Genomic DNA, 18,873 nt, shown 5'->3' with positions numbered 1-18,873 from the left:
AGTTGCCCCCACCCTTCCCATGCTTCGCATGGGCCCCTTCCCTCCCCCGCTTCGCAGGGGAGGGAATTTTATCCCCTCCCCTGCGAAGCGGGGGAGGGTTAGGGAGGGGGCACGTGCGCCTTACTCCGCCGCGACCGTCTCCGGCTCCACCGCCGGGCTCCACCGCAGCACCGGCTTGCGCGCCGCGGCGGTTTCGTCGAGGCGGCGGCGCGGGGTCAGACGCGGAGCGCCCTGGAAATAGGCCACGTCGCCGGACTTGGCCCGCTCCGCCAGGGCGCGCAGCGCGGTGACGAACTGGTCCAGGCTGGCCTTCGACTCGGTCTCGGTCGGCTCGATCAGCAGGGCGCCGTGCACGACCAGCGGGAAGTACATGGTCATCGGGTGGAAGCCCTCGTCGATCAGCGCCTTGGCGATGTCGAGCGTGGTCACCCCCGTGCCCTTCAGGAAGCGGTCGTCGAACAGGCATTCGTGCATGCACGGCCCCGCGAAGGAGGGCGTCATCACGTCCTGCAGACGAGCCAGCAGGTAGTTGGCGTTCAGCACCGCGTCGTTCGCCACCTGCCGCAGACCGTCGGCGCCGTGGCTCATCATGTAGGCGAGCGCGCGGACGAACATGCCCATCTGTCCGTGGAAGGCCTTCATCCGCCCGAAGGCCGGGCCATCGCCGGCCTGCTCCACCAGACGGAAGGCGCCGTCCTTGTCCTGCACCACGTAGGGCACCGGGACGAAGGGGGCCAGCGACTCCGCGAAGACCACCGGGCCGGAGCCCGGACCGCCGCCGCCGTGCGGGGTGGAGAAGGTCTTGTGCAGGTTGATGTGCATCACGTCGATGCCGAGGTCGGCCGGACGCACCCGCCCGACGATGGCGTTGAAGTTGGCGCCGTCGCAGTAGAAATAGGCGCCCGCCGCGTGCACCGCCTCGGCGATGGTGATGATGTCGCGCTCGAACAGGCCGCAGGTGTTCGGATTGGTCAGCATCAGGCCGGCCACGTCGGGGCCGAGCTTGGCCTTCAGCGCTTCCAGATCGACGCGCCCGTCCTCGGTCGCCGGGATCGCCTCGACCGCGTAGCCGCAGGCGGCGGCGGTCGCCGGGTTGGTGCCGTGGGCGCTTTCGGGGACGAGGATCTTGGTGCGGCCCTTATCCCCCTTGGCGTCATGGGCGGAGCGGATCGCCATGATGCCGCACATCTCGCCGTGCGCGCCCGCCGCCGGGGCCAGCGTCACCGCCGCCATGCCGGTCAGCGTGGCGAGCCAGCGGCCCAGCTCCGCCATCAGCTCCAAGGCACCCTGCACGGTGCTTTCGGGCTGGAGCGGGTGCACGTCGGCGAAGCCCGGCAGCCGCGCCATCTTCTCATTCAGGCGCGGGTTGTGCTTCATCGTGCAGGAGCCGAGCGGGTACAGGCCGCTGTCGATGGCGTAGTTCTTCTGCGACAGGCGGGTGTAGTGGCGGACCACCTGCGGCTCGGCGAGGCCCGGCAGGCCGATCCGGCCGCGCGGCTTCACCGCACCCAGGCGCGACGCCACCGCCGGGACCTCCGGCAGGTCGACGCCGCAACGCCCGCCGCTGTCCTGTTCGAAGATCAACGGCTCCTCGATTTGGAGGCCGCGGTTGCCGGTGACGGTTTCCGGAACGGCGCTGTCCGAATTCTGGATGCCGGTCGGGCGACCCTGGTTGTTCATGCTCATCACAGAACCTCGGCGAGGGCGGTGGCGAAGGCGTCCATGTCGGACTCGGTGTTGGTCTCGGTGGCGGCCACGATCAGCAGGTCGTCGAGCCCGCCGCCGAACAGGCGGGAGGCCGGGACGCCGCCCAGGATGCCGCGTTGCGCCAGCGCTTCCACGACCGCGGCGGCCGGCTTCGGCAGCTTCACGGTGAATTCGTTGAAGAAGCTGCCGTTAACGATCTCAACGCCCTTCACCGCGGCCAGCTTGTCGGCGAGTTGCACGGCCTTGGCGTGGTTGATCTCGGCGAGCCGGGTGAAACCCTCCTCCCCCAGCAGGCTGAGGTGGATGGAGAAAGCCAGAGCGCACAGGCCGGAGTTGGTGCAGATGTTGGAGGTCGCCTTCTCGCGGCGGATGTGCTGCTCGCGGGTGGAGAGCGTCAGCACGAAGCCGCGCCGCCCGTCGGCGTCCACCGTCTGGCCGCAGAGGCGGCCCGGCATCTGGCGGACCAGCTTCTCCTTCACCGCGAACAGCCCGACATAGGGGCCGCCGAAGTTCAGCGCGTTGCCCAGCGACTGCCCCTCAGCCGCCACGATGTCGGCGCCCATGTCGCCCGGCGGGGTCAGCAGGCCGAGCGACACGGCCTCCGTCACCACGACGATCAGCAGGGCGCCCTTGGCCTGACAGGCCTTGCCCAGCTCGGTGTAGTCGCGGACATGGCCGAAGACGTCCGGGTTCTGCACGACGACGCAGGAGGTGTCGCCGTCGACTTCGGCCAGCAGGTCCTCGCCGCCCGTCGGGGCCGGCGGCATCACCACCGTCTCGAAACCGATGAAGCGGGCGTCGGTCGTCGTGGTGTCGCGGTAATGCGGGTGCAGGCCGCCGGACAGCACGGCCTTCTTCCGGCGGGTGACGCGGTTGGCCATCATCACGGCTTCCGCGCAGGCGGTGGCGCCGTCGTACATGGAGGCGTTGGCGACGTCCATGCCGGTCAGCAGCGAGACCTGGGTCTGGAACTCGAACAGGACCTGCAGCGTGCCCTGGCTCACCTCCGGCTGGTACGGGGTGTAGGCGGTCAGGAACTCACCGCGCTGCACCAGATGGTCCACCGTCGCCGGGATGTGGTGGCGGTAGGCGCCGGCGCCGAGAAAGCTCGGCACGCTGCCGGCGGGCAGGTTCTTCCCCGCCATCGCCGACAGGGCGCGATCGACCTCTAGCTCGCCCATATGGTTGGACAGCCCCTTGATCGGGCCGGAGAGGCGGGCCGCCTCGGGCACGTCGCGGAACAGCTCGTCCACCGACGGCACGCCGATGGCCTCCAGCATGGAGCGCCGGTCGGCCTCGGTCAGGGGCAGGTAACGCATCTCAGGCTTGCCCTTCCACGAAGGCCTTGTAGGCGGCTTCGTCCATCAGCGCGTCCAGCTCGGCCGGGTTGCTGAGGCGCAGCTTGAAGAACCAGCCGGTGGTCTCGGCCCCGGCGTTCACCAGCGACGGGTCGTTCTCCAGGTCGGCGTTGGCCTCGATGACCTCGCCGGAGACCGGGGCGAACACGTCGCTGGCGGCCTTCACCGACTCCACGACGGCGGCTTCCTTGCCCTGGGCGAGCTGGCGGCCGACGTCCGGCAGCTCGACGAACACGACGTCGCCGAGCTGGTGCTGGGCGTGGTCGCTGACGCCGACGGTGCCGACATCGCCCTCGACGCGGACCCACTCATGGTCCTTGGTGTACTTGATGGTCATGGTTGTCCCCTGTTCGAAACGGTTTTGTGATTCTCAGCCGCGGTAGTAGCGCTGCGGCACGAAGGGCATGGCGGCGACCTTGGCGGCCAGCGGCTTGCCGCGGATCATGAGCTGGACCGGCGTGCCCACGGCGGCGTGCGCGCGGTCCACATAGCCCATGGCGACCGGGGCCGAGGCGGTGGGGCCGAAGCCGCCGCTGGTCACCTCGCCGATCTTCTGTCCATCCGCGTCGCAGACGTCGGTGTGCTCGCGGGCCGGCTGGCGGCCTTCCGGCTGGAGGCCGACGCGGCGGCGCGGCGCCCCGTTAGCGAGCTGGTCCTTGATGATGCCGTAGCCGGGGAAGCCGCCCTCCTCCCGGCGGCGCTTGGACAGCGCCCATTCCAGGCCGGCTTCGACCGGAGTCGTCGTCTCGTCGATGTCGTGGCCGTAGAGGCAGAGCCCGGCTTCCAGCCGCAGCGAGTCGCGCGCACCCAGGCCGATGGCCTCGACCTCCTCCTCGGCCAGCAGGGCGCGGGCGATGGCCTCGGCGTCGGACTTGTCGCAGGAGATCTCGTAGCCGTCCTCACCCGTGTAACCGGAGCGGGTGATGACCACGGGGATGCCGTTGAAGGTGGCCGGCAGGTAGCTCATGAACTTCATGGTGGCCGCTTCGGGGATGAAGCGCCCGAGCACCGCCGCGGCTTCCGGACCCTGCAGGGCCATCAAAGCGAGGTCGTCCAGCAGTTCCACCTCGGCCTTGCCCTTCAGACGCTCGCGCATGTGGGCGACGTCGTGGTCCTTGCGGGCGGCGTTGACGACCAGGAACAGGTGATCCCCGGCGTTGGTGACCATCAGGTCGTCCAGGATGCCGCCCTGTTCGTTCAGGAACAGCGTGTAGCGCATGCGCCCGCGGGCCAGCCCCTTGATGTCGCCGGGAACCAGCGACTCCAGCGCCGCCGCGGGATCGTCGCCGGTCAGGCGCACCTGCCCCATGTGCGATACGTCGAACAGCCCCGCCTTGGCGCGGGTGTGCTGGTGTTCCTTGAGGATGCCGAGCGGGTACTGCACCGGCATGTCATAGCCGGCGAAGGGCACCATCTTGCCCTTCAGCTCCAGATGGAGGCTGTGCAGCGGCGTTGTCTTGAGGGACTCAGAAGCCTCGGTCACGCGGGTCCTCCGACATAGGGTCGCACAACCCGCGCCGGGATTGGCGCGAGTCCTGCCCCCTCTGTCCTGGACCTGAGAGATTCACCGGCGGGGTCCAACCCCCGACAACCGGTTTACTCCTTCGGTGAGCCGTTCCCCGCGATGCGCGGACCGGGCTGCTTTCCAGAGTTGCCTTATCCCCCTTGCGGTCCTTTTGCCTGAGAGTTTCCGGGGCGGTTGCTCCTTCGGCGCCACTGTCCGGCATCCGGTTTTCCGGTGGCCGGACCGTGATCTCTCCCGCGAGGGATCGTCGGCTTGTGCCGTTTAACCTACCGGGACCTTTGTGAATGTCAATCGGGGTTCGCTGGGGTCCCGGCGATGCTCACTTCAAGTCCAGATGGCTGCCGTCGCAGAAGGGCGGCTTCCTGGTCGCCTTGCAGCCGCAGAAGCGCGCCTTCATCGAGGTGGCGGGGGCGAACTTCATCGGCTCCAGCCCGGTGCCGGCATGGCTGCCGTCGCACAGCGGCTGCTTGGCGCTGCGCCCGCACCGGCACCACCAGTAGGTCTTGCCGGCTTCCAGCTCGATGACGATGGGTTCCCTGGTCGCGGCGACCGGTGCGCTGGCCATGAGACTCGCTCCCTTCAACCGATCACTGCTTCATCTGTGCCCGGTTGAAGGCCAGCTGCTCCGGCGTCAACTGGAAGCCCAGGAAGATCTTCCAGTCCTTGCCGTTGGCGTCCTTGGGCAGCGGAATCTTCGGCGCCAGTTCCTCGCGGCTGCCGGAGCGGAGCTTCCCGGCATCGAAGGTGACGGAGGTATCGAATTCCGTCTTGGTGGTCGGCGCCTCCTCGCCCGGCTTGGCGACGGCGACGAAATAGCGGTAGTTCGCCGTGTTGCCCTGCATGGCCGGCCCGCGCTCCGCGATCAGGAAGACGTTCACGTTCACCGTGACGCCGTCGCTGGTGTAGTCGCAGTTGCCGGAATAGTCGGCCAGCGCCGCGCGGGAGGTCACGTCCGTCAGGTCGCGCCCGCCGCCGTTGCGGAACTGGGTGACCTCCGCCAGATCGCGGACGATGGACACCTTCGGGCAGGCCAAGGCCGCGTCCGCCGGCGCGTTGCTGCCGCCCCCGAGTCCGGAGCAGCCGGTGAGCGCCAGAACACCCAGACTCGCAAATGCAAGCGCCCGCGGGCTTTTCCAGGCGGGGGTTCCTATATTACGGTCGCGGCGGCGGTCCATCGGTCTGGCCTAACGGTTGGAAGGGTGTGTTCTGCCACGACTTTAGAGAAGCGGTGGGGCCGGCACAAGGCCACGCCGCCGCTCCGACGTACGAACCCTTACGGCCCATTTTTTCGAGACACCGGAACGACGCGCATGACCCAGACGCCCCTGACCATCCTGCTCGCGGCCCCCCGTGGCTTCTGCGCCGGCGTGGACCGCGCGATCCAGATCGTGGAGGTGGCGCTGGAGCGGTTCGGCGCCCCCGTCTATGTCCGGCACGAGATCGTCCACAACCGATTCGTGGTGCAGAGCCTGGAGGCCAAGGGCGCCATCTTCGTGGACGAGCTGGATCAGGTGCCCGACGGCGTGCCGGTCGTCTTCTCCGCCCATGGCGTGCCGAAGTCGGTCCCGGCGGCGGCGGAGGAGCGCGGCCTGTTCTACCTTGACGCCACCTGCCCGCTGGTCAGCAAGGTGCACCGCGAGGCCGAGCGCCACTTCAACGAGGGGCGCCAGATCGTGCTGATCGGCCATGCCGGCCATCCGGAGGTGATCGGCACGATGGGCCAATTGCCCAAGGGCGCCGTCGTCCTGGTGGAGACGGTCGAGGACGTGGCGACGGTCGAGGTGGACAACCCGGACAACCTCGCCTACGCCACCCAGACCACCCTGTCGGTGGACGAGACGGCGAGCATCGTTGCCGCCCTCCAGGCCCGCTTCCCGTCGATCGGCGGGCCGAAGAAGGAGGACATCTGCTACGCCACCACCAACCGCCAGCAGGCGGTGAAGGCCATCGCGCCCAGGGTGGACGCCCTGCTGGTGCTGGGCGCGCCGAACTCCTCCAACTCCAAGCGGCTGGTCGAGGTGGCGAAGATACACGGCTGCCAGCGCGCGCAGCTCGTCCAGCGCGCGGCGGACATCGACTGGTCAGCGCTGGACGGAGTCGCCACGCTGGGCATCACCGCCGGCGCGTCGGCCCCCGAAGTGCTGGTGGAGGAGGTCATCGAGGCCGCCCGCGCCCGCTATGCCGTCACGGTGGAGGAACTGCGCACCGCCTTCGAGGACATCACCTTCAAGCTGCCGAAGCCGCTTCTGGACGGCGGCCTCGGGATGCGGACCAAGGAAGAAGCCTGAGGATGTGGAGTGGCATTGACCGGCGCCCCGAATCCCGGTAAGGCGCTGGCATGGCCGTATACACCGAAGTCACCGACGACGAGCTGAACGCTTTCATCGCCCAGTACGATCTGGGCGCCGTCCTGTCCTGCAAGGGCATTGCGGAGGGGGTGGAGAATTCCAACTTCCTCCTGGTGACGGAGCGCGGCCCCTACATCCTGACGCTCTACGAGAAGCGCACCCGGCGGGAGGATCTTCCCTTCTTCCTGGGCCTGATGGAGCATCTCGCCGACAAGGGCATCGCCTGCCCGCTGCCCGTCCAGGGAACGGACGGTCAGGCCCTTCGCGAGCTTTCCGGGCGCCCGGCGGTGATCGTCACCTTCCTGGCCGGCATGTGGCCGCGCCGCATCACGCCGCACCACTGCGCGGAACTGGGAACGGCGCTGGCCCGTCTGCATCTGGCCGTCGCCGACTTCCGGATGGAGCGCCCCAACGCCCTGTCGCTGGACGGCTGGAAGGACCTCGCCGGCAAATGCGCCCCGCGCGCCGACGAGGTCGCCCGCGACCTGCGCGCCACGCTGGAGGCGGAGCTGGCCGCGCTGGAGGCCAACTGGCCCGCCGGCCTGCCGTCCGGGGTCATCCACGCCGACCTGTTTCCCGACAACGTGTTCTTCCGCGGCGACGGGCTGTCCGGCCTGATCGACTTCTACTTCGCCTGCAACGACTTCCTGGCCTACGACATCGCGATCTGCATGAACGCCTGGTGCTTCGAGGTCGACGGGTCGTTCAACGCCACCAAGGCGCGGATGCTGCTGACCAGCTACCAGAAGGTCCGCCCCCTGTCGCCGGCGGAGCTGGCCGCCCTGCCCTGGCTGTGCCGCGGCAGCGCCCTGCGCTTCCTGCTGACGCGCCTCTACGACTGGCTGAACCATCCGCCGGGGGCCTTCGTGCGCCCGAAGGACCCGCTGGAATATCTGCGCAAGCTGCGCTTCCACCAGACCGTCCGCGGGCTCGGCGACTATGCGCTCGACGACGGCGGCAGCTATCAGGTCTGACGCCATGACGGACACGACGGATACCGGCACCGACGGTGACAAGAGCGCGCCGAAGGTCGTCGACATCTTCACCGACGGCGCCTGCAGCGGCAACCCCGGCCCCGGCGGCTGGGGCGCCATCCTGCGCTACAACGGGGTGGAGAAGGAGCTGTACGGCGGGGAGCCGGCCACCACCAACAACCGCATGGAACTGATGGCCGCCATTCAGGCGCTGGAGGCGCTGAAGCGGCCCATGGAGGTGCGGCTCTACACCGACAGCGAGTATGTGAAGAACGGCATCACCCAGTGGATTCACGGCTGGAAGGCCCGTGGCTGGAAGACCGCCGACAAGAAGCCGGTGAAGAACGAGGATTTGTGGCGCCGCCTGGACGAGGCGAAGCGGCAGCACCGGATCGAGTTCCACTGGGTGCGCGGCCACGCCGGGCATCCGGAGAACGAGCGGGCCGACGCGCTGGCCCGCCAGGGCGTCGCCGACGTCCGGCAGGCCGGGCGGGGCTGACCCGTCCGCCGAATGGCCGCCATCCTCAAGGGCTTGTGGACGGCGGACCCGCCGCCCCGCTAGGCTCCCTCCGATAACGAACGACGAAAGATCGTTGGGAGGAGACCGAGATGTATCCGCATTTGCGGAACGAAGCCCGCTGGGTGCTGCCCGAGGTGCTGGCCCATCAGGCCGCCGAACGCGGCGGCAAAACCTTCGTCACGATGATCGCCGGCAAGGAGAGCAACGGCGATTCCATCACCTACGCCGAGGCGCAGGAGCAGGCGGGCCGCGTCGCCGGCTTCTTCGCCAGACTGGGCGTGAAGCCGGGCGACAAAGTGGCGGTGATGCTGCCGAACGGGTTGGACTTCGTGCGCGTGTGGCTGGGGCTGGGGCGGCTGGGCGCCGTCATGGTCGCTCTGAACACCGAGCTGAAGGGCGGCTTCCTGGAGCATCAGCTTGAGAACGCCGGGGCCGCCTTGGCGGTGGCCGACGCCGCTCTGGCCGACCGCATCACCGACATCGCACCGCGCCTGACCGCGCTGCGCGGGCTTGTGGTGCCCGGTGCCGCCCAAGGATCGCCGCACACCGCGCTGGAGGGCTGGCGCGACGCCGCCCCCTACGACGGCCCCCTGCCCCGCGCCGGCGACGATGCCTGCATCATGTACACCTCGGGCACCACCGGCCTGTCGAAGGGCGTGCTGATGCCGCACGGCCACGGCTTCCTGTTCGGGCTGGGCTCCATCGACAATTTCGCGCTGACCGACGAGGACCGCTTCTACATCTGCCTGCCGCTGTTCCACGCCAACGGACTCTACATGCAGCTCTACGCCGCGATGATCTCCGGCGGGTCGGCGGTGCTGCGCGAGCGGTTCAGCGCGTCCTCCTGGCTCGACGACATCCGGCGCCACGGCTGCACGGTGACCAACTCGCTGGGCGCCGTCACCGCCTTCGTGGTGGCCCAGCCGCCGCGCCCGGACGACCGCGACCACCCGCTGCGCCTCGTCGGCGCCGCCCCCAACCCGGCGGACACCGAGCGGGTGCTGCGCGAGCGCTTCGGCGTCCGCGACGTCATCAGCCTCTACGGCATGACCGAGGTGAACATCCCGCTCTACGCCGAGATGGGCAAGCCGCGCCCCGGCACCTGCGGCAAGGTCTACGACCGTTACTTCGAGGTGGAGATCCGCGACCCGCAGACCGACATCCCGGTGCCGCGCGGTCAGGTCGGCGAGGTCATGGTGCGCCCGAAGGCCGCCTTCGGCTTCCTGTCCGGCTATCACCGGATGCCCGACAAGACGGTGGAGGCGTGGCGGAACCTGTGGTTCCACACCGGCGACGCCGCGGTGATGGACGCGGAGGGCTACGTCACCTTCGTCGACCGCATCAAGGACTGCATCCGCCGCCGCGGCGAGAACGTCTCGTCCTACGAGGTGGAGACCGTGCTGTCGCGGCTGGAGGGTGTGGCGGAGGTCGCCGCCTACGCCGTACCGGCGGGCATTCCAGGGGCGGAGGACGAGATCATGGTCGCGCTGGTCACAGCAACCGGCGCCACCCTGACGCCCGAGGCCGTGGCGGCCTTCGCCGAGCGCGAGTTGCCGCGCTACGCCCAGCCCCGCTACATCGACATCGTGGACGCCTTCCCCAAGACGCCGACGGCCAAGGTGCAGAAGGCGAAGCTGCGCGAGCGCGGCGTGGCCGACACCACCTGGGACCGCACGAAGGCGGGGTGAGGCCGCAAGCAGGCCCTCTCCCGCCCCGGGAGAGGGAGGGACCCGCCGCAGAGCGGCGGGAGGGTGAGGGTACTGGCGAGAATGGTGCGTTGATCCTTGCCGGCGCCCTCACCCCGCTCTCGGCGGATGCCACCGGCATCCGCCTGCCGCCGTCAGCGCTGGCTTTCAGCCAGCGCGAGAGGCCGCTGCGCGGGCACCCTCTTCCGGGACGGGAGAGGGATTTCAGACTCCCCTTACAGGGCGCCCAGCACCGCTTCGGCCGAGGACACCTCGAACTGGCCCGGCTTCTCCACGGCGAGGTGGGTGACCTTGCCGTCCTTGGCGACCAGGGCGAAGCGCTGGCCGCGCAGGCCGAGGCCATAGCCCGTGCCGTCCATCGTCAGGCCCAGCGCCTGGGTCAGCGCGGCGTTGCCGTCCGGCAGCATGGTGACCTTGCCGCCGACGCCGTTCTTCTCGCCCCAGGCGCGCATCACGAAGGGGTCGTTGACGGCGAGGCAGACGATGTCGTCAACGCCCTTGGCCTTCAGGTCCTCGGCCTTCTGGACGAAGCCCGGCAGATGCTTGGCGGAGCAGGTCGGAGTGAAGGCGCCCGGCACGGAGAACAACACCACCGTCTTGCCCTTGAACAGCGCGTCGGTGGTGACGTCCTGCATCCCGTTGTCGGTCAGATGCTTCAGCGTGACGGACGGGATGGCCTCGCCCACTTGAATGGTCATGTCTCCTGAACTCCCAATTTTTTGTGTTTCAGCTTTTGATCTTGCCGGACGCCCGGTCGAGCGCGTCGAGGACGGCCCCTTCGGTCAGCAGCTCCGGAAGCGCGATGCCCTCCGGAGCCCCCGGACCATAGACGATGTTGAAGGGAATGCCATAGCGGCCATGTCGGGCAAGGTAGCGGGCGATGCTCTCGTCCGGGCGGGTCCAGTCGGCGCGCATGGCGGTCACCGCCCCGGCGTCCTCCAGCCGCTGCGCGACGGTGCCGCGGTTCAGCACCAGCTTCTTGTTCGCCTGGCAGGTGATGCACCAGTCGGCGGTGACGTCCACGAAGACGGTGCGCCCGGCGGCCACCTGCTCGCGGATCGCCGCCTCGTCGAAGACGACCCAGCGCGCCGCTGTGCTTTCGGCAACCGGGGCCGCCCCGGCGGAGGGGCCGAAGACGGCGGGAACCGCGAAGGCCACCAGGGCCAGCAGCCCGGCCAACGCCGCCCCGGCCCAGCGCGCCGTTTCCGCCAGCCGTCGGCCCAGCCACAGGGCGGCGACCAGACCGCCCATCAGCACCGCGACGGCCAGCGCCGGCACCTCGCCCACCTGGACGACGAGCACCGAGAGCAGCCAGAGCGCGGTCAGGGCCAGCGCTCCACCAAGCACCCGGCGCAGCGCCACCATCCAGCGCCCCGGGCGCGGCAGCAGGCGCGCGGCGCGCGGGAAGGCGGCGATCAGCAGATAGGGCAGCGCCAGCCCGACGCCGAGGGCGGCGAAGATGGCGAACACCTCCAGCGCCCCGCGGGCCAGCGCGAAGCCCACCGCCGTCCCCAGGAAGGGCGCGGAGCAGGGCGTGGCGAGCAGCGTGGCGAAGGCGCCGGTGGCGAACTGTCCACCCAACCCCTGCCCTCCCGGCCCGCCCAGACGGTCGGCAACGGCTCGCGGCAGCGGAAGCTCGAACAGGCCCCACAGGTTGGCGGCGAACAGCGTCACCAGGACGACCATGAAGACGAGGAACAGCGGCTGCTGGAACTGGATGCCCCAGCCCACCGCACCGCCCGCCGCCTTCACCGCGACCAGCGCCCCGGCGAGGATCAGGAAGGAGGTCAGAATGCCCGCCGCCGAAGCCAGGAAGCCGGCGCGCACCGCCGCGGGCGCCCGCCCGCCATGCTGGACGATGGACAGCAGCTTCAGCGACAGCACCGGCAGCACGCAGGGCATCAGGTTCAGGATCAGCCCGCCCAGCAGGGCGACGCCCAGCATGGCCAGCAGCCCCGCCGGAGCCGCCCCGGCGCCCCCGCCCAGCCCCGCCGCGGCGGTCGCCGGAGCCTCCACGGACCGGTTGCCGTCGACCACCGTCAGCGTCATCGCCCGCCCGGCGAGGTCAAGCCCCGGCGTCGGGTCGGTCGCGTCCATCCGCAGGATCGCCCGCCGGTCGCCATCGAGGAACCGGCTCTTGGGCGCGGCGAAGGTCACCGGCGGGTCGGTCTCCACGAACACGTCGGGGGCGACCATCGGCTCGTGGGCCGTGACCTCGACCTCCAGCACGGCGCCCTGGCCGCGCACCGCCGTGACGGTCAGGCCGGACGCCCGCCCGTCGCCGGGCACCAGGGACTGGGCGCGGGCGATGTCGTTGGCCGACGGCCCCGGCGTCGCCGGCCCCTCGGGGATGGACAACGACAGCGCCACCATCTCCGGAACGCAGATGGTCGAGCAGACCAGCAACTCCGCCTTCAGCGCGAGATCGAGCGGCTTGCCCGGTTCCGCCGGGGTGGCGGCGATGGGGAACAGCACCTCCGCGTCGTAGCCCGCCGTCTCGAAGCCCAGGACGGTGAAGCGGTGTGGCGCGGGGTAGATCAGCTCCGTCGCCTCGAGGTTCCGCGACTCCGACCAGTCCAGCCGCGGCGCGAAGCCGGCGTCGCCGGGGGTGCGCCAGTAGGTTTTCCAGCCGGGCTCCAGCCGGATCTCCAGGCCCAGGGGGATTTTGGCGAGGTCGCCCACCCCCTGGACCGACGCGACGAGCCGCGCCTCCACCGGGCCGGACTTGACCCAGGCGCCGGTTTCCGCCCTCCCCATTCCGGGTGCGGCCAAGGCCAGGATGGCGAGCAGGAACGGAACAAACCTTTTCATCGCACCGACTGTTCTCATATCAAGACGCAGCGGGCCGCCCATCGGCCGCGGCTGTATATGGATGACAAAGCTTGGCCCGTGCTGTCACACTCGGGCGAAGACGGCTTCGGGCAGGCCGCCCACCGGTCCGCCCGTCCCCCGACACAAGGATAGCGCCCATGCCGCACCTGACCAAGTCCTCGGACTATCTGACCGGCCAGTTGCTGATCGCCATGCCGGGCATGACGGACCCGCGTTTTCAGCGGACCGTGATCTATATGTGTGCCCACAACGAAGACGGCGCCATGGGCCTCGTCGTCAATCGCCTGTTCGGGTCGGTCACCTTCGAGGATTTGCTGGAGCAGCTCGAGATCGAAATCCAGGAGCCGGTCGCCAACATGCCCGTCCATTATGGCGGGCCCGTGGAGTCCGGGCGCGGATTCGTCCTGCATTCGACCGATTACGTGCGGGACGGCACGCTGGTGGTGGACGACGAGGTGGCGCTGACCGCGACCATCGACATCCTGCGCGCGATTTCCGAGGACCGCGGGCCGCGCCGCAACATCCTGCTGCTCGGCTACGCCGGCTGGGGGCCGGGGCAGTTGGACGCGGAAATCCAGGCGAACGGCTGGCTGAACGTGCCTTGCGACGAGACGCTGCTGTTCGATCCCGAACTGGACACCAAGTGGGAGCGCTCAATCGCCAAGCTCGGCGTCAGCCTGTCCATGCTGTCGGCGGAAGCCGGGCACGCCTGACGGCGGCCGCTCCCGATCATGGGTACAACCCGCCGCACGGCACGCGGCGGGGCCTCTCATCAAAGTTTGTTCACGGGCCCTTGCTGGCGATCGCCAGGGCGAGGCCGCGGGCCTGCATCAGCTCGCTGCACCGCTCGACCAGCTCCTCACCAGCGTAGACCGCCCAGCCGCTCTGGAAGCCCGACGCCTCGTAGCGCAGATCGACGCGACGGCTGTCCAGCTCGACGGCGTAGGTCAGGGAGTCTTCTTTCGTCCAAGTGGCGTTCGGATAGGGGGGGTTCGACGACATATTCGCCTCATGCGATGCGAAGGACATGCCGTCAGCCTGCGCCCGCTCCCTTAACCGCGGGTTAAGCCGGCCGGGACGACGTCTTGGGAATTCGGAGGCGGGCACCCCGACCGGACGGGCTAGCCCCGCCATTCCTCGCGCAGGATGGCGTAGAGGACATGGTCCCGCCACACCCCGTCGATGCGCAGGTAGCCGCGCGCGTAGCCTTCGTGGGTGAAGCCAACCTTTTCCAGCAGGCCGCGGCTGGGCGCGTTGGTCGGCAGGCAGGCGGCCTCGACCCGGTGCAGCCCCAACTGCCCGAAGGCGAAATCCAGAACCAGCCGGGTCGCGCCGGACATGTAGCCGTTGCGCGCGTAGGGCTGCCCGACCCAGTAGCCGAGCGTCGCCATCTGGGCCACGCCGCGCCGCAGGTTGGTCAGCCCGAGCCCACCGACCAGCCGGTCGGTCGCGCGGTCATAGACGAGAAAGCTGTAGCCCTGATCGTCGCGCCATTCCTGAGCCTGCCGCCGCAACCGCCGCCCGAAGGCGGCGCGGGTCAGGGCGTCCGCCGGCCAGGTCGGCTCCCAGGGGGTGAGGAAGGCGCGGGAGTCCGCCCGCAGGTCGGCCCATTCCCGCCAATCCCGCGGCAGCGGCGGGCGGATGTAGCAGATCGGCCCGTCGAGCCGGACCGCCGGCGGGCTGATGAGACCACTGCCGAGCAGGCGGATCATGCTGCCCCTCCCACCCTGGCGCGTCCCTTACCGGAACCGCGCGGCGATGCGGTCATACTCCTCCAGCCGTCCGATCGGGCCGAGCGCGGCCACGGTGGGGCGGCTTTCGCGCAGGCGCCGGGCGACGCGGACGATGGACTCGCGGTCGACCGCCCCGATCTTCTCGACGATCTCCTCCACCGGCACCGGGCGCCCGTAGACCAGGAGCTGCTGGCCGAGCTGCTCGCAGCGCGACATGGAGCTTTCCAGGGCCATCAGCGTCCCGGCGCGGAGCTGGGCGGCGGCGCGCGCCACCTCCTCCTCGGTCACGTCCTCGGTCACCCGCATCAGCTCGTCGCAGACGACCGGGACCAGCTCCGCCACCTCGTCCTCGCCGGTGCCGGCGTAGACGCCGAACAGCCCACCGTCACGGTAGGCGCCGGAGAAGGTGTAGATGGAATAGACCAGCCCGCGCTTCTCCCGCACCTCTTGGAAGAGGCGGGAGGACATGCCGCCGCCGAGCAGCGTCGACATCACCGAATGGGCGTAATAGTCCGGGTCATGCACCCCCACCCCGTCAAAGCCGAGGACGAGGTGCATCTGCTCCAGGTCCCGCGCCTCGCGGAAGTCGCCGCCGGCGTAGCGCGCATCCTCGGACTCCGGCGCCGGGCGGGAGGACAGCCCGTCGAAGGCCGACAGCGCCAGATCGACCAGCCGGTCGTGCTCCAGCCGCCCGGCGGCGGCCAGGACGATGCCCGGCGCGCCGTAGTGGCCATCGATGTAGTCGACCAGCGCCGGACGCGACAGGGCGCTGACGATCTCCGCCGACCCCAGCACGGGGCGGCCCAGCGCCTGCCCCGGATAGGCGGTGGACTGGAAATGGTCGAAGATGATGTCGTCGGGGGTGTCGGCGGACTGGCCGATCTCCTGAAGCACCACCGTGCGCTCGCGCACCAGCTCCTCGCTGTCGAGGACCGAGTTCTGGAGCATGTCGGCGATGAGGTCGAGCGCCAGCGCCGTGTCCTCGTGAAGGACCTTGGCGTAATAGGCCGTCTGCTCGCGCGTCGTGTAGGCGTTGAGCTGGCCGCCGACATTCTCGATCTCCTCGGAGATGCGGAAGGCGGAGCGCCGCTCGGTCCCCTTGAACAGCATGTGCTCGACGAGATGCGCCACGCCGTTGACGCTCGCGGACTCGTTGCGCGTGCCGACCCCGACCCAGCAGCCGAGCGAGACCGACTGCACGCCGGGCATCGTGTCGGTGGCGACGCGCAGCCCGTTCGGCAGCGTGGTCACGCGGATGCTCATGCGGCCTCCTTGGCGGCGCGGGCGCGGGCGACGACGAACTCCTGGACCGCCGCCACGTCGTTGGGCAGCTCGGACAGCCGCTCCTCCCGCTCGTAGAGGTCGGCGAGGCGCGGCGGCAGGATCGGGCGCCGGCCCGTGGCCGTCTCCACCGCGTCGGGGAACTTGGCCGGGTGAGCGGTCGCCATTACCACCACCGGCACCGACGGATCGACCGGGGCGGTCGCCGCGGAATGGATGCCGACGGCAGTGTGCGGATCGACCTGATAGCCGCCGGTCTTCTCCCAGACCTCTTTGATGACGTCCATGGTCCGGGCGTCGTCGGCGCGGCCCGCGGCGAAGATCGCGTGCGCCTCGGCCAACTGCGCGTCGGTGACGGCGAATTTGCCTTCCGCGCGGAAGCCGTCCATGGCGGCCTGCACGGCGGCGCCGTCGCGGCCCAGCAGGTCGAACAGCAGCCGCTCGAAGTTGGAGGAGATCTGGATGTCCATGCTGGGACTCAATGTGGGCACGACCGGAGCCGCCGACATGGTGCCGCTGGCAAAAAAGCGGGCCAGGATGTCGTTGGCGTTGGAGCCCACGATCAGCCGCTCCACCGGCAGCCCCATCGCCCGCGCGCCGTAGGCGGCGTAGACGTTGCCGAAATTGCCGGTGGGCACGGTGAAGGCCACCTTGCGGTCGGGCGCGCCCAGCGCCACCGCGGCGGCGAAGTAGTAGACGATCTGGGCCATGATGCGCGCCCAGTTGATCGAATTCACCGCCGACAGGCCCATCTTGTCGCGAAAGGCCATGTCGTTGAACAGCGCCTTCACCAGATCCTGGCAGTCGTCGAAGGTGCCGTGCAGCGCGATGTTGTGCACGTTGTCCGACAGGACGCTGGTCATCTGGCGGCGCTGCACCTCCGACGTGCGGCCCTTCGGGTGCAGGATGAAGATGTCCACATTCTGACGGTCGCGGCACGCCTCGATGGCGGCGGAACCGGTGTCGCCCGAGGTGGCGCCGACGATGGTCACCCGCTCGCCGCGCTTGGCCAGCACATGGTCGAACAGGCGGCCGAGAAGCTGAAGCGCCACGTCCTTGAAGGCCAGGGTCGGGCCGTGGAACAGCTCCATCACCCAGGTGCGCTGGTCGAGCTGCACCAGCGGCACCACCGCAGCGTGGTCGAAGCTGGCGTATGCGTCCTTCACGATGGCCCGGAAATCGTCCTCGGCGATGGCGCCGCCCAGGAAGGGAAGCATGACGCGCACGGCGATCTCGCTGTAGGGAAGGCCGCGCATCGCGCGGATCTCGTCGGCCGAGAACTGCGGCCAGCTTTCCGGGACATAGAGGCCGCCGTCACGCGCGAGACCGGCCAGAAGGACTTCCTCGAAACCCAGGACCGGGGCTTGGCCCCGCGTGCTGACGTACTTCAACGCACACTCTCCGACGCCTGAAGGTGGCCGACGCTGTGGCGGGCCGGCGACTCTTGTGGAACGGGCATAGTTAGCGCCCTCCCACACGCGGCGCAAGCGGTGGGTTCCAGGTGCGTTGCAAACAGAACCCCCTCCCCCGGGACAGGAGAGGGGATTGTTGCCGGCCGGTCAGGCGCCGGTGTGGACGTCCAGCGGGTCGTGGTGCAGCGCCGAGGCATCATGCGCGGCGTCGACCGGCGGAAGCTCCACCGTCTGGGCGGCGAGCGCGGCGGCCACCGACGCGGCGGCGCTGTGGTCCGCCACCTGCGGCTGGGTCACCGTGTGGGACAGGACGTTGATGTCGCCCTCTCCCAGCGCCTGGGCTTTCGCCGGCGCCCAGGCGGCCTTGGCCGGGCTCACGCCGTCGAACAGGCCTTCCTTGATGGCGTTGTACTTGGTCTGGTCGACCGTCTGCCAATCGTCCTTCAGGATGCCACCGGTGTCGCCCGAGTTCGGGTTCCACGACCAGTAGGTCCAGCTCGCCCCTTCCTTGCCGGCGCCCAGGTCGTTGGTGCCGTTGCCGTCCAGGTCGCCGTTCATGTAGTCGATCAGCTTGGCCATGTAGGCCTTGTCCTGATCGGTCTCCAGCTTGCCGCCGAACTCGCCGACCAGCACGGGCGCCTTGTCCTCCTTCAGCAGCCAGCCCCAATTGTCGGTGTACTGGCCCGGCAGGTTGTTCGGATAGTCGCTGGCCTTGAACCACTCCATCTCATGGATGGACGGGCCGTAGGAATGGACCGAATAGACCAGCTTGCCCGGATTGTCGAACTCGATCGGGCGGTCCTTGGCGCCGCGCAGGTTGCCGCCCCACCACTCCCACTGGTTCTCGTGGATTTCGACGCCCTCGACCAGCAGCAGCCAATCCTTGTTCACGGACTGGATCTCGTTGCCGATGCGCTCCGCGGCCCAAGCCCAGTCGGTGGCCTTGTCGCCGCCGCCCCAGGTTGCCTGCCCGTGCGGCTCGTTGTGCAGGTCGGCGCCGACGACGGTGTCGTTGCCCTTGTAGCGCTCGGCCAGCATCTTCCAGTTTTCGATCATCTTCGACTCCGGGTACTTGTCGTCGTACCACAGGCCGTTCTCGTTGGCCGACGCACCGTCGCTGGAGCGGTGGTGGTCGAGGATGACCTTCATGCCGATGCGCCCGGCGTAATCGATCACCTTGTCCATGACCTCAAGCGGGGACTTGTTCGCGAGGTCGGGATTCTTGGAGGTGTCGATGCCCGTCGCCCGGTCGGCGTCCAGAGCCGCGTCGCTCCACGGCAGGCGGATGGTGTTGAAGCCCATCTCCTTCATCTGCTCCATCATCCCCCAGTACCCGCGCATGTCCATGCCGTTGGGGTTGAAGACGAAGCCCTCGCCGCCGAACCAGTTGACGCCCGTCAGCTTGACGTTCTGACCCGACGAATCGACGATCTGGTTGCCGTCCGTGTGCAGGAAGCCCTTGGCGATGCCCATTGTT

18 protein-coding genes and 1 riboswitch are annotated in these 18,873 nt (G+C 69.3%); of the genes, 5 read left to right on the top strand and 13 right to left on the bottom strand.

The annotated features are described in order from the left end of the window. Positions 1-120: 120 nt before the first annotated feature. The 6 genes from gcvPB to FHW79_RS06955 all read right to left on the bottom strand — a co-directional run bounded on the left by gcvPB (position 121) and on the right by FHW79_RS06955 (position 5,765). Positions 121-1,686, bottom strand: a complete 1,566-nt coding sequence (gene gcvPB / locus FHW79_RS06980) for an aminomethyl-transferring glycine dehydrogenase subunit GcvPB (RefSeq protein ID WP_183178209.1) — start codon at positions 1,684-1,686, stop codon at positions 121-123. Next, a complete protein-coding gene (gene gcvPA, locus FHW79_RS06975; RefSeq protein ID WP_183178208.1) occupies positions 1,686-3,026 on the bottom strand; it encodes an aminomethyl-transferring glycine dehydrogenase subunit GcvPA in 1,341 nt (446 codons plus the stop codon). Before gcvPA ends, gcvPB begins: the two co-directional genes overlap by 1 nt. Position 3,027: 1 nt before the next feature. Further along, on the bottom strand, positions 3,028-3,402 hold the full coding sequence (gene gcvH, locus FHW79_RS06970; protein WP_183178206.1) for a glycine cleavage system protein GcvH: 375 nt from the start codon (positions 3,400-3,402) through the stop codon (positions 3,028-3,030). A gap of 33 nt (positions 3,403-3,435) precedes the next feature. Next, entirely contained in the window at positions 3,436-4,548 is a 1,113-nt protein-coding gene (gene gcvT, locus FHW79_RS06965; RefSeq protein WP_183178205.1) for a glycine cleavage system aminomethyltransferase GcvT, read from the bottom strand. 175 nt (positions 4,549-4,723) lie between these two features. Continuing rightward, positions 4,724-4,837, bottom strand: a riboswitch (glycine riboswitch). Positions 4,838-4,909: 72 nt separating this feature from the next. After that, a complete protein-coding gene (locus FHW79_RS06960; RefSeq protein ID WP_183178204.1) occupies positions 4,910-5,155 on the bottom strand; it encodes a CDGSH iron-sulfur domain-containing protein in 246 nt (81 codons plus the stop codon). A gap of 22 nt (positions 5,156-5,177) precedes the next feature. Next, positions 5,178-5,765 carry a hypothetical protein gene (locus FHW79_RS06955; protein ID WP_183178203.1) on the bottom strand — a complete coding sequence of 196 codons (588 nt, stop codon included), beginning with the start codon at positions 5,763-5,765 and terminating at the stop codon, positions 5,178-5,180. 135 nt (positions 5,766-5,900) lie between these two features. On the opposite strand from FHW79_RS06955, the gene ispH reads away from it, so the two are divergent. The 4 genes from ispH (at position 5,901) to FHW79_RS06935 (ending at position 10,120) form a co-directional block, all read left to right on the top strand. Next, on the top strand, positions 5,901-6,878 hold the full coding sequence (ispH, locus tag FHW79_RS06950) for a 4-hydroxy-3-methylbut-2-enyl diphosphate reductase (RefSeq protein ID WP_183178201.1): 978 nt from the start codon (positions 5,901-5,903) through the stop codon (positions 6,876-6,878). Positions 6,879-6,928: 50 nt separating this feature from the next. Next, on the top strand, positions 6,929-7,912 hold the full coding sequence (locus FHW79_RS06945; RefSeq protein ID WP_183178200.1) for a homoserine kinase: 984 nt from the start codon (positions 6,929-6,931) through the stop codon (positions 7,910-7,912). A 4-nt stretch (positions 7,913-7,916) separates the two neighbouring features. Then, complete coding sequence (gene rnhA, locus FHW79_RS06940) at positions 7,917-8,411, top strand: ribonuclease HI (protein WP_183178199.1); 495 nt, start codon at positions 7,917-7,919, stop codon at positions 8,409-8,411. A 110-nt stretch (positions 8,412-8,521) separates the two neighbouring features. Further along, positions 8,522-10,120, top strand: a complete 1,599-nt coding sequence (locus FHW79_RS06935; RefSeq protein ID WP_183178198.1) for an AMP-binding protein — start codon at positions 8,522-8,524, stop codon at positions 10,118-10,120. A gap of 233 nt (positions 10,121-10,353) precedes the next feature. On the opposite strand, the gene FHW79_RS06930 is transcribed toward FHW79_RS06935, so the two are convergent. Next, positions 10,354-10,836: a peroxiredoxin gene (locus FHW79_RS06930; RefSeq protein ID WP_183178197.1), complete on the bottom strand. Its 483-nt coding sequence runs from the start codon at positions 10,834-10,836 to the stop codon at positions 10,354-10,356. Positions 10,837-10,864: 28 nt separating this feature from the next. Next, entirely contained in the window at positions 10,865-12,949 is a 2,085-nt protein-coding gene (locus FHW79_RS06925) for a protein-disulfide reductase DsbD domain-containing protein (protein WP_183178196.1), read from the bottom strand. Between the two features lie 158 nt (positions 12,950-13,107). Here FHW79_RS06925 and FHW79_RS06920 point away from each other — a divergent pair, with 158 nt between their 5' ends. Next, the gene (locus FHW79_RS06920; RefSeq protein ID WP_145678502.1) at positions 13,108-13,683 is read left to right on the top strand and encodes a YqgE/AlgH family protein; all 576 of its coding nucleotides are present in this window, start codon (positions 13,108-13,110) and stop codon (positions 13,681-13,683) included. A gap of 70 nt (positions 13,684-13,753) precedes the next feature. On the opposite strand, the gene FHW79_RS06915 is transcribed toward FHW79_RS06920, so the two are convergent. From FHW79_RS06915 to FHW79_RS06895, 5 genes are all read right to left on the bottom strand, one after another. Beyond that, on the bottom strand, positions 13,754-13,972 hold the full coding sequence (locus FHW79_RS06915) for a hypothetical protein (RefSeq protein ID WP_183178195.1): 219 nt from the start codon (positions 13,970-13,972) through the stop codon (positions 13,754-13,756). Positions 13,973-14,091: 119 nt separating this feature from the next. Beyond that, on the bottom strand, positions 14,092-14,682 hold the full coding sequence (locus FHW79_RS06910; RefSeq protein ID WP_014240843.1) for a GNAT family protein: 591 nt from the start codon (positions 14,680-14,682) through the stop codon (positions 14,092-14,094). Between the two features lie 27 nt (positions 14,683-14,709). Then, complete coding sequence (locus FHW79_RS06905; RefSeq protein WP_183178193.1) at positions 14,710-15,966, bottom strand: pitrilysin family protein; 1,257 nt, start codon at positions 15,964-15,966, stop codon at positions 14,710-14,712. Then, positions 15,963-17,375 carry a threonine synthase gene (gene thrC / locus FHW79_RS06900; RefSeq protein ID WP_183178192.1) on the bottom strand — a complete coding sequence of 471 codons (1,413 nt, stop codon included), beginning with the start codon at positions 17,373-17,375 and terminating at the stop codon, positions 15,963-15,965. Before thrC ends, FHW79_RS06905 begins: the two co-directional genes overlap by 4 nt. A 168-nt stretch (positions 17,376-17,543) precedes the next feature. Further along, positions 17,544-18,869: a glycoside hydrolase family 5 protein gene (locus FHW79_RS06895; protein ID WP_183178191.1), complete on the bottom strand. Its 1,326-nt coding sequence runs from the start codon at positions 18,867-18,869 to the stop codon at positions 17,544-17,546. Positions 18,870-18,873 lie beyond the last annotated feature (4 nt).

This window comes from Azospirillum sp. OGB3 (assembly GCF_014192915.1).
Lineage (GTDB): Bacteria > Pseudomonadota > Alphaproteobacteria > Azospirillales > Azospirillaceae > Azospirillum.
Note: the sequence above shows the minus strand (reverse complement) of the source record. Positions and strands in the feature narration are given on the sequence as shown.

What these genes read in the sequence shown, in the direction of transcription:
- FHW79_RS06910 (WP_014240843.1), bottom strand. Translation starts at nt 14,682, where the DNA reads ATGATCCGCCTGCTCGGCAGTGGTCTCATCAGCCCGCCGGCGGTCCGG.
- FHW79_RS06925 (WP_183178196.1), bottom strand. Translation starts at nt 12,949, where the DNA reads ATGAAAAGGTTTGTTCCGTTCCTGCTCGCCATCCTGGCCTTGGCCGCA.
- FHW79_RS06935 (WP_183178198.1), top strand. Translation starts at nt 8,522, where the DNA reads ATGTATCCGCATTTGCGGAACGAAGCCCGCTGGGTGCTGCCCGAGGTG.
- ispH (WP_183178201.1), top strand. Translation starts at nt 5,901, where the DNA reads ATGACCCAGACGCCCCTGACCATCCTGCTCGCGGCCCCCCGTGGCTTC.
- gcvPB (WP_183178209.1), bottom strand. Translation starts at nt 1,686, where the DNA reads ATGAGCATGAACAACCAGGGTCGCCCGACCGGCATCCAGAATTCGGAC.
- FHW79_RS06960 (WP_183178204.1), bottom strand. Translation starts at nt 5,155, where the DNA reads ATGGCCAGCGCACCGGTCGCCGCGACCAGGGAACCCATCGTCATCGAG.
- gcvH (WP_183178206.1), bottom strand. Translation starts at nt 3,402, where the DNA reads ATGACCATCAAGTACACCAAGGACCATGAGTGGGTCCGCGTCGAGGGC.
- FHW79_RS06955 (WP_183178203.1), bottom strand. Translation starts at nt 5,765, where the DNA reads ATGGACCGCCGCCGCGACCGTAATATAGGAACCCCCGCCTGGAAAAGC.
- FHW79_RS06930 (WP_183178197.1), bottom strand. Translation starts at nt 10,836, where the DNA reads ATGACCATTCAAGTGGGCGAGGCCATCCCGTCCGTCACGCTGAAGCAT.
- gcvPA (WP_183178208.1), bottom strand. Translation starts at nt 3,026, where the DNA reads ATGCGTTACCTGCCCCTGACCGAGGCCGACCGGCGCTCCATGCTGGAG.
- FHW79_RS06895 (WP_183178191.1), bottom strand. Translation starts at nt 18,869, where the DNA reads ATGGGCATCGCCAAGGGCTTCCTGCACACGGACGGCAACCAGATCGTC.
- FHW79_RS06905 (WP_183178193.1), bottom strand. Translation starts at nt 15,966, where the DNA reads ATGAGCATCCGCGTGACCACGCTGCCGAACGGGCTGCGCGTCGCCACC.
- FHW79_RS06920 (WP_145678502.1), top strand. Translation starts at nt 13,108, where the DNA reads ATGCCGCACCTGACCAAGTCCTCGGACTATCTGACCGGCCAGTTGCTG.
- FHW79_RS06915 (WP_183178195.1), bottom strand. Translation starts at nt 13,972, where the DNA reads ATGTCGTCGAACCCCCCCTATCCGAACGCCACTTGGACGAAAGAAGAC.
- rnhA (WP_183178199.1), top strand. Translation starts at nt 7,917, where the DNA reads ATGACGGACACGACGGATACCGGCACCGACGGTGACAAGAGCGCGCCG.
- FHW79_RS06945 (WP_183178200.1), top strand. Translation starts at nt 6,929, where the DNA reads ATGGCCGTATACACCGAAGTCACCGACGACGAGCTGAACGCTTTCATC.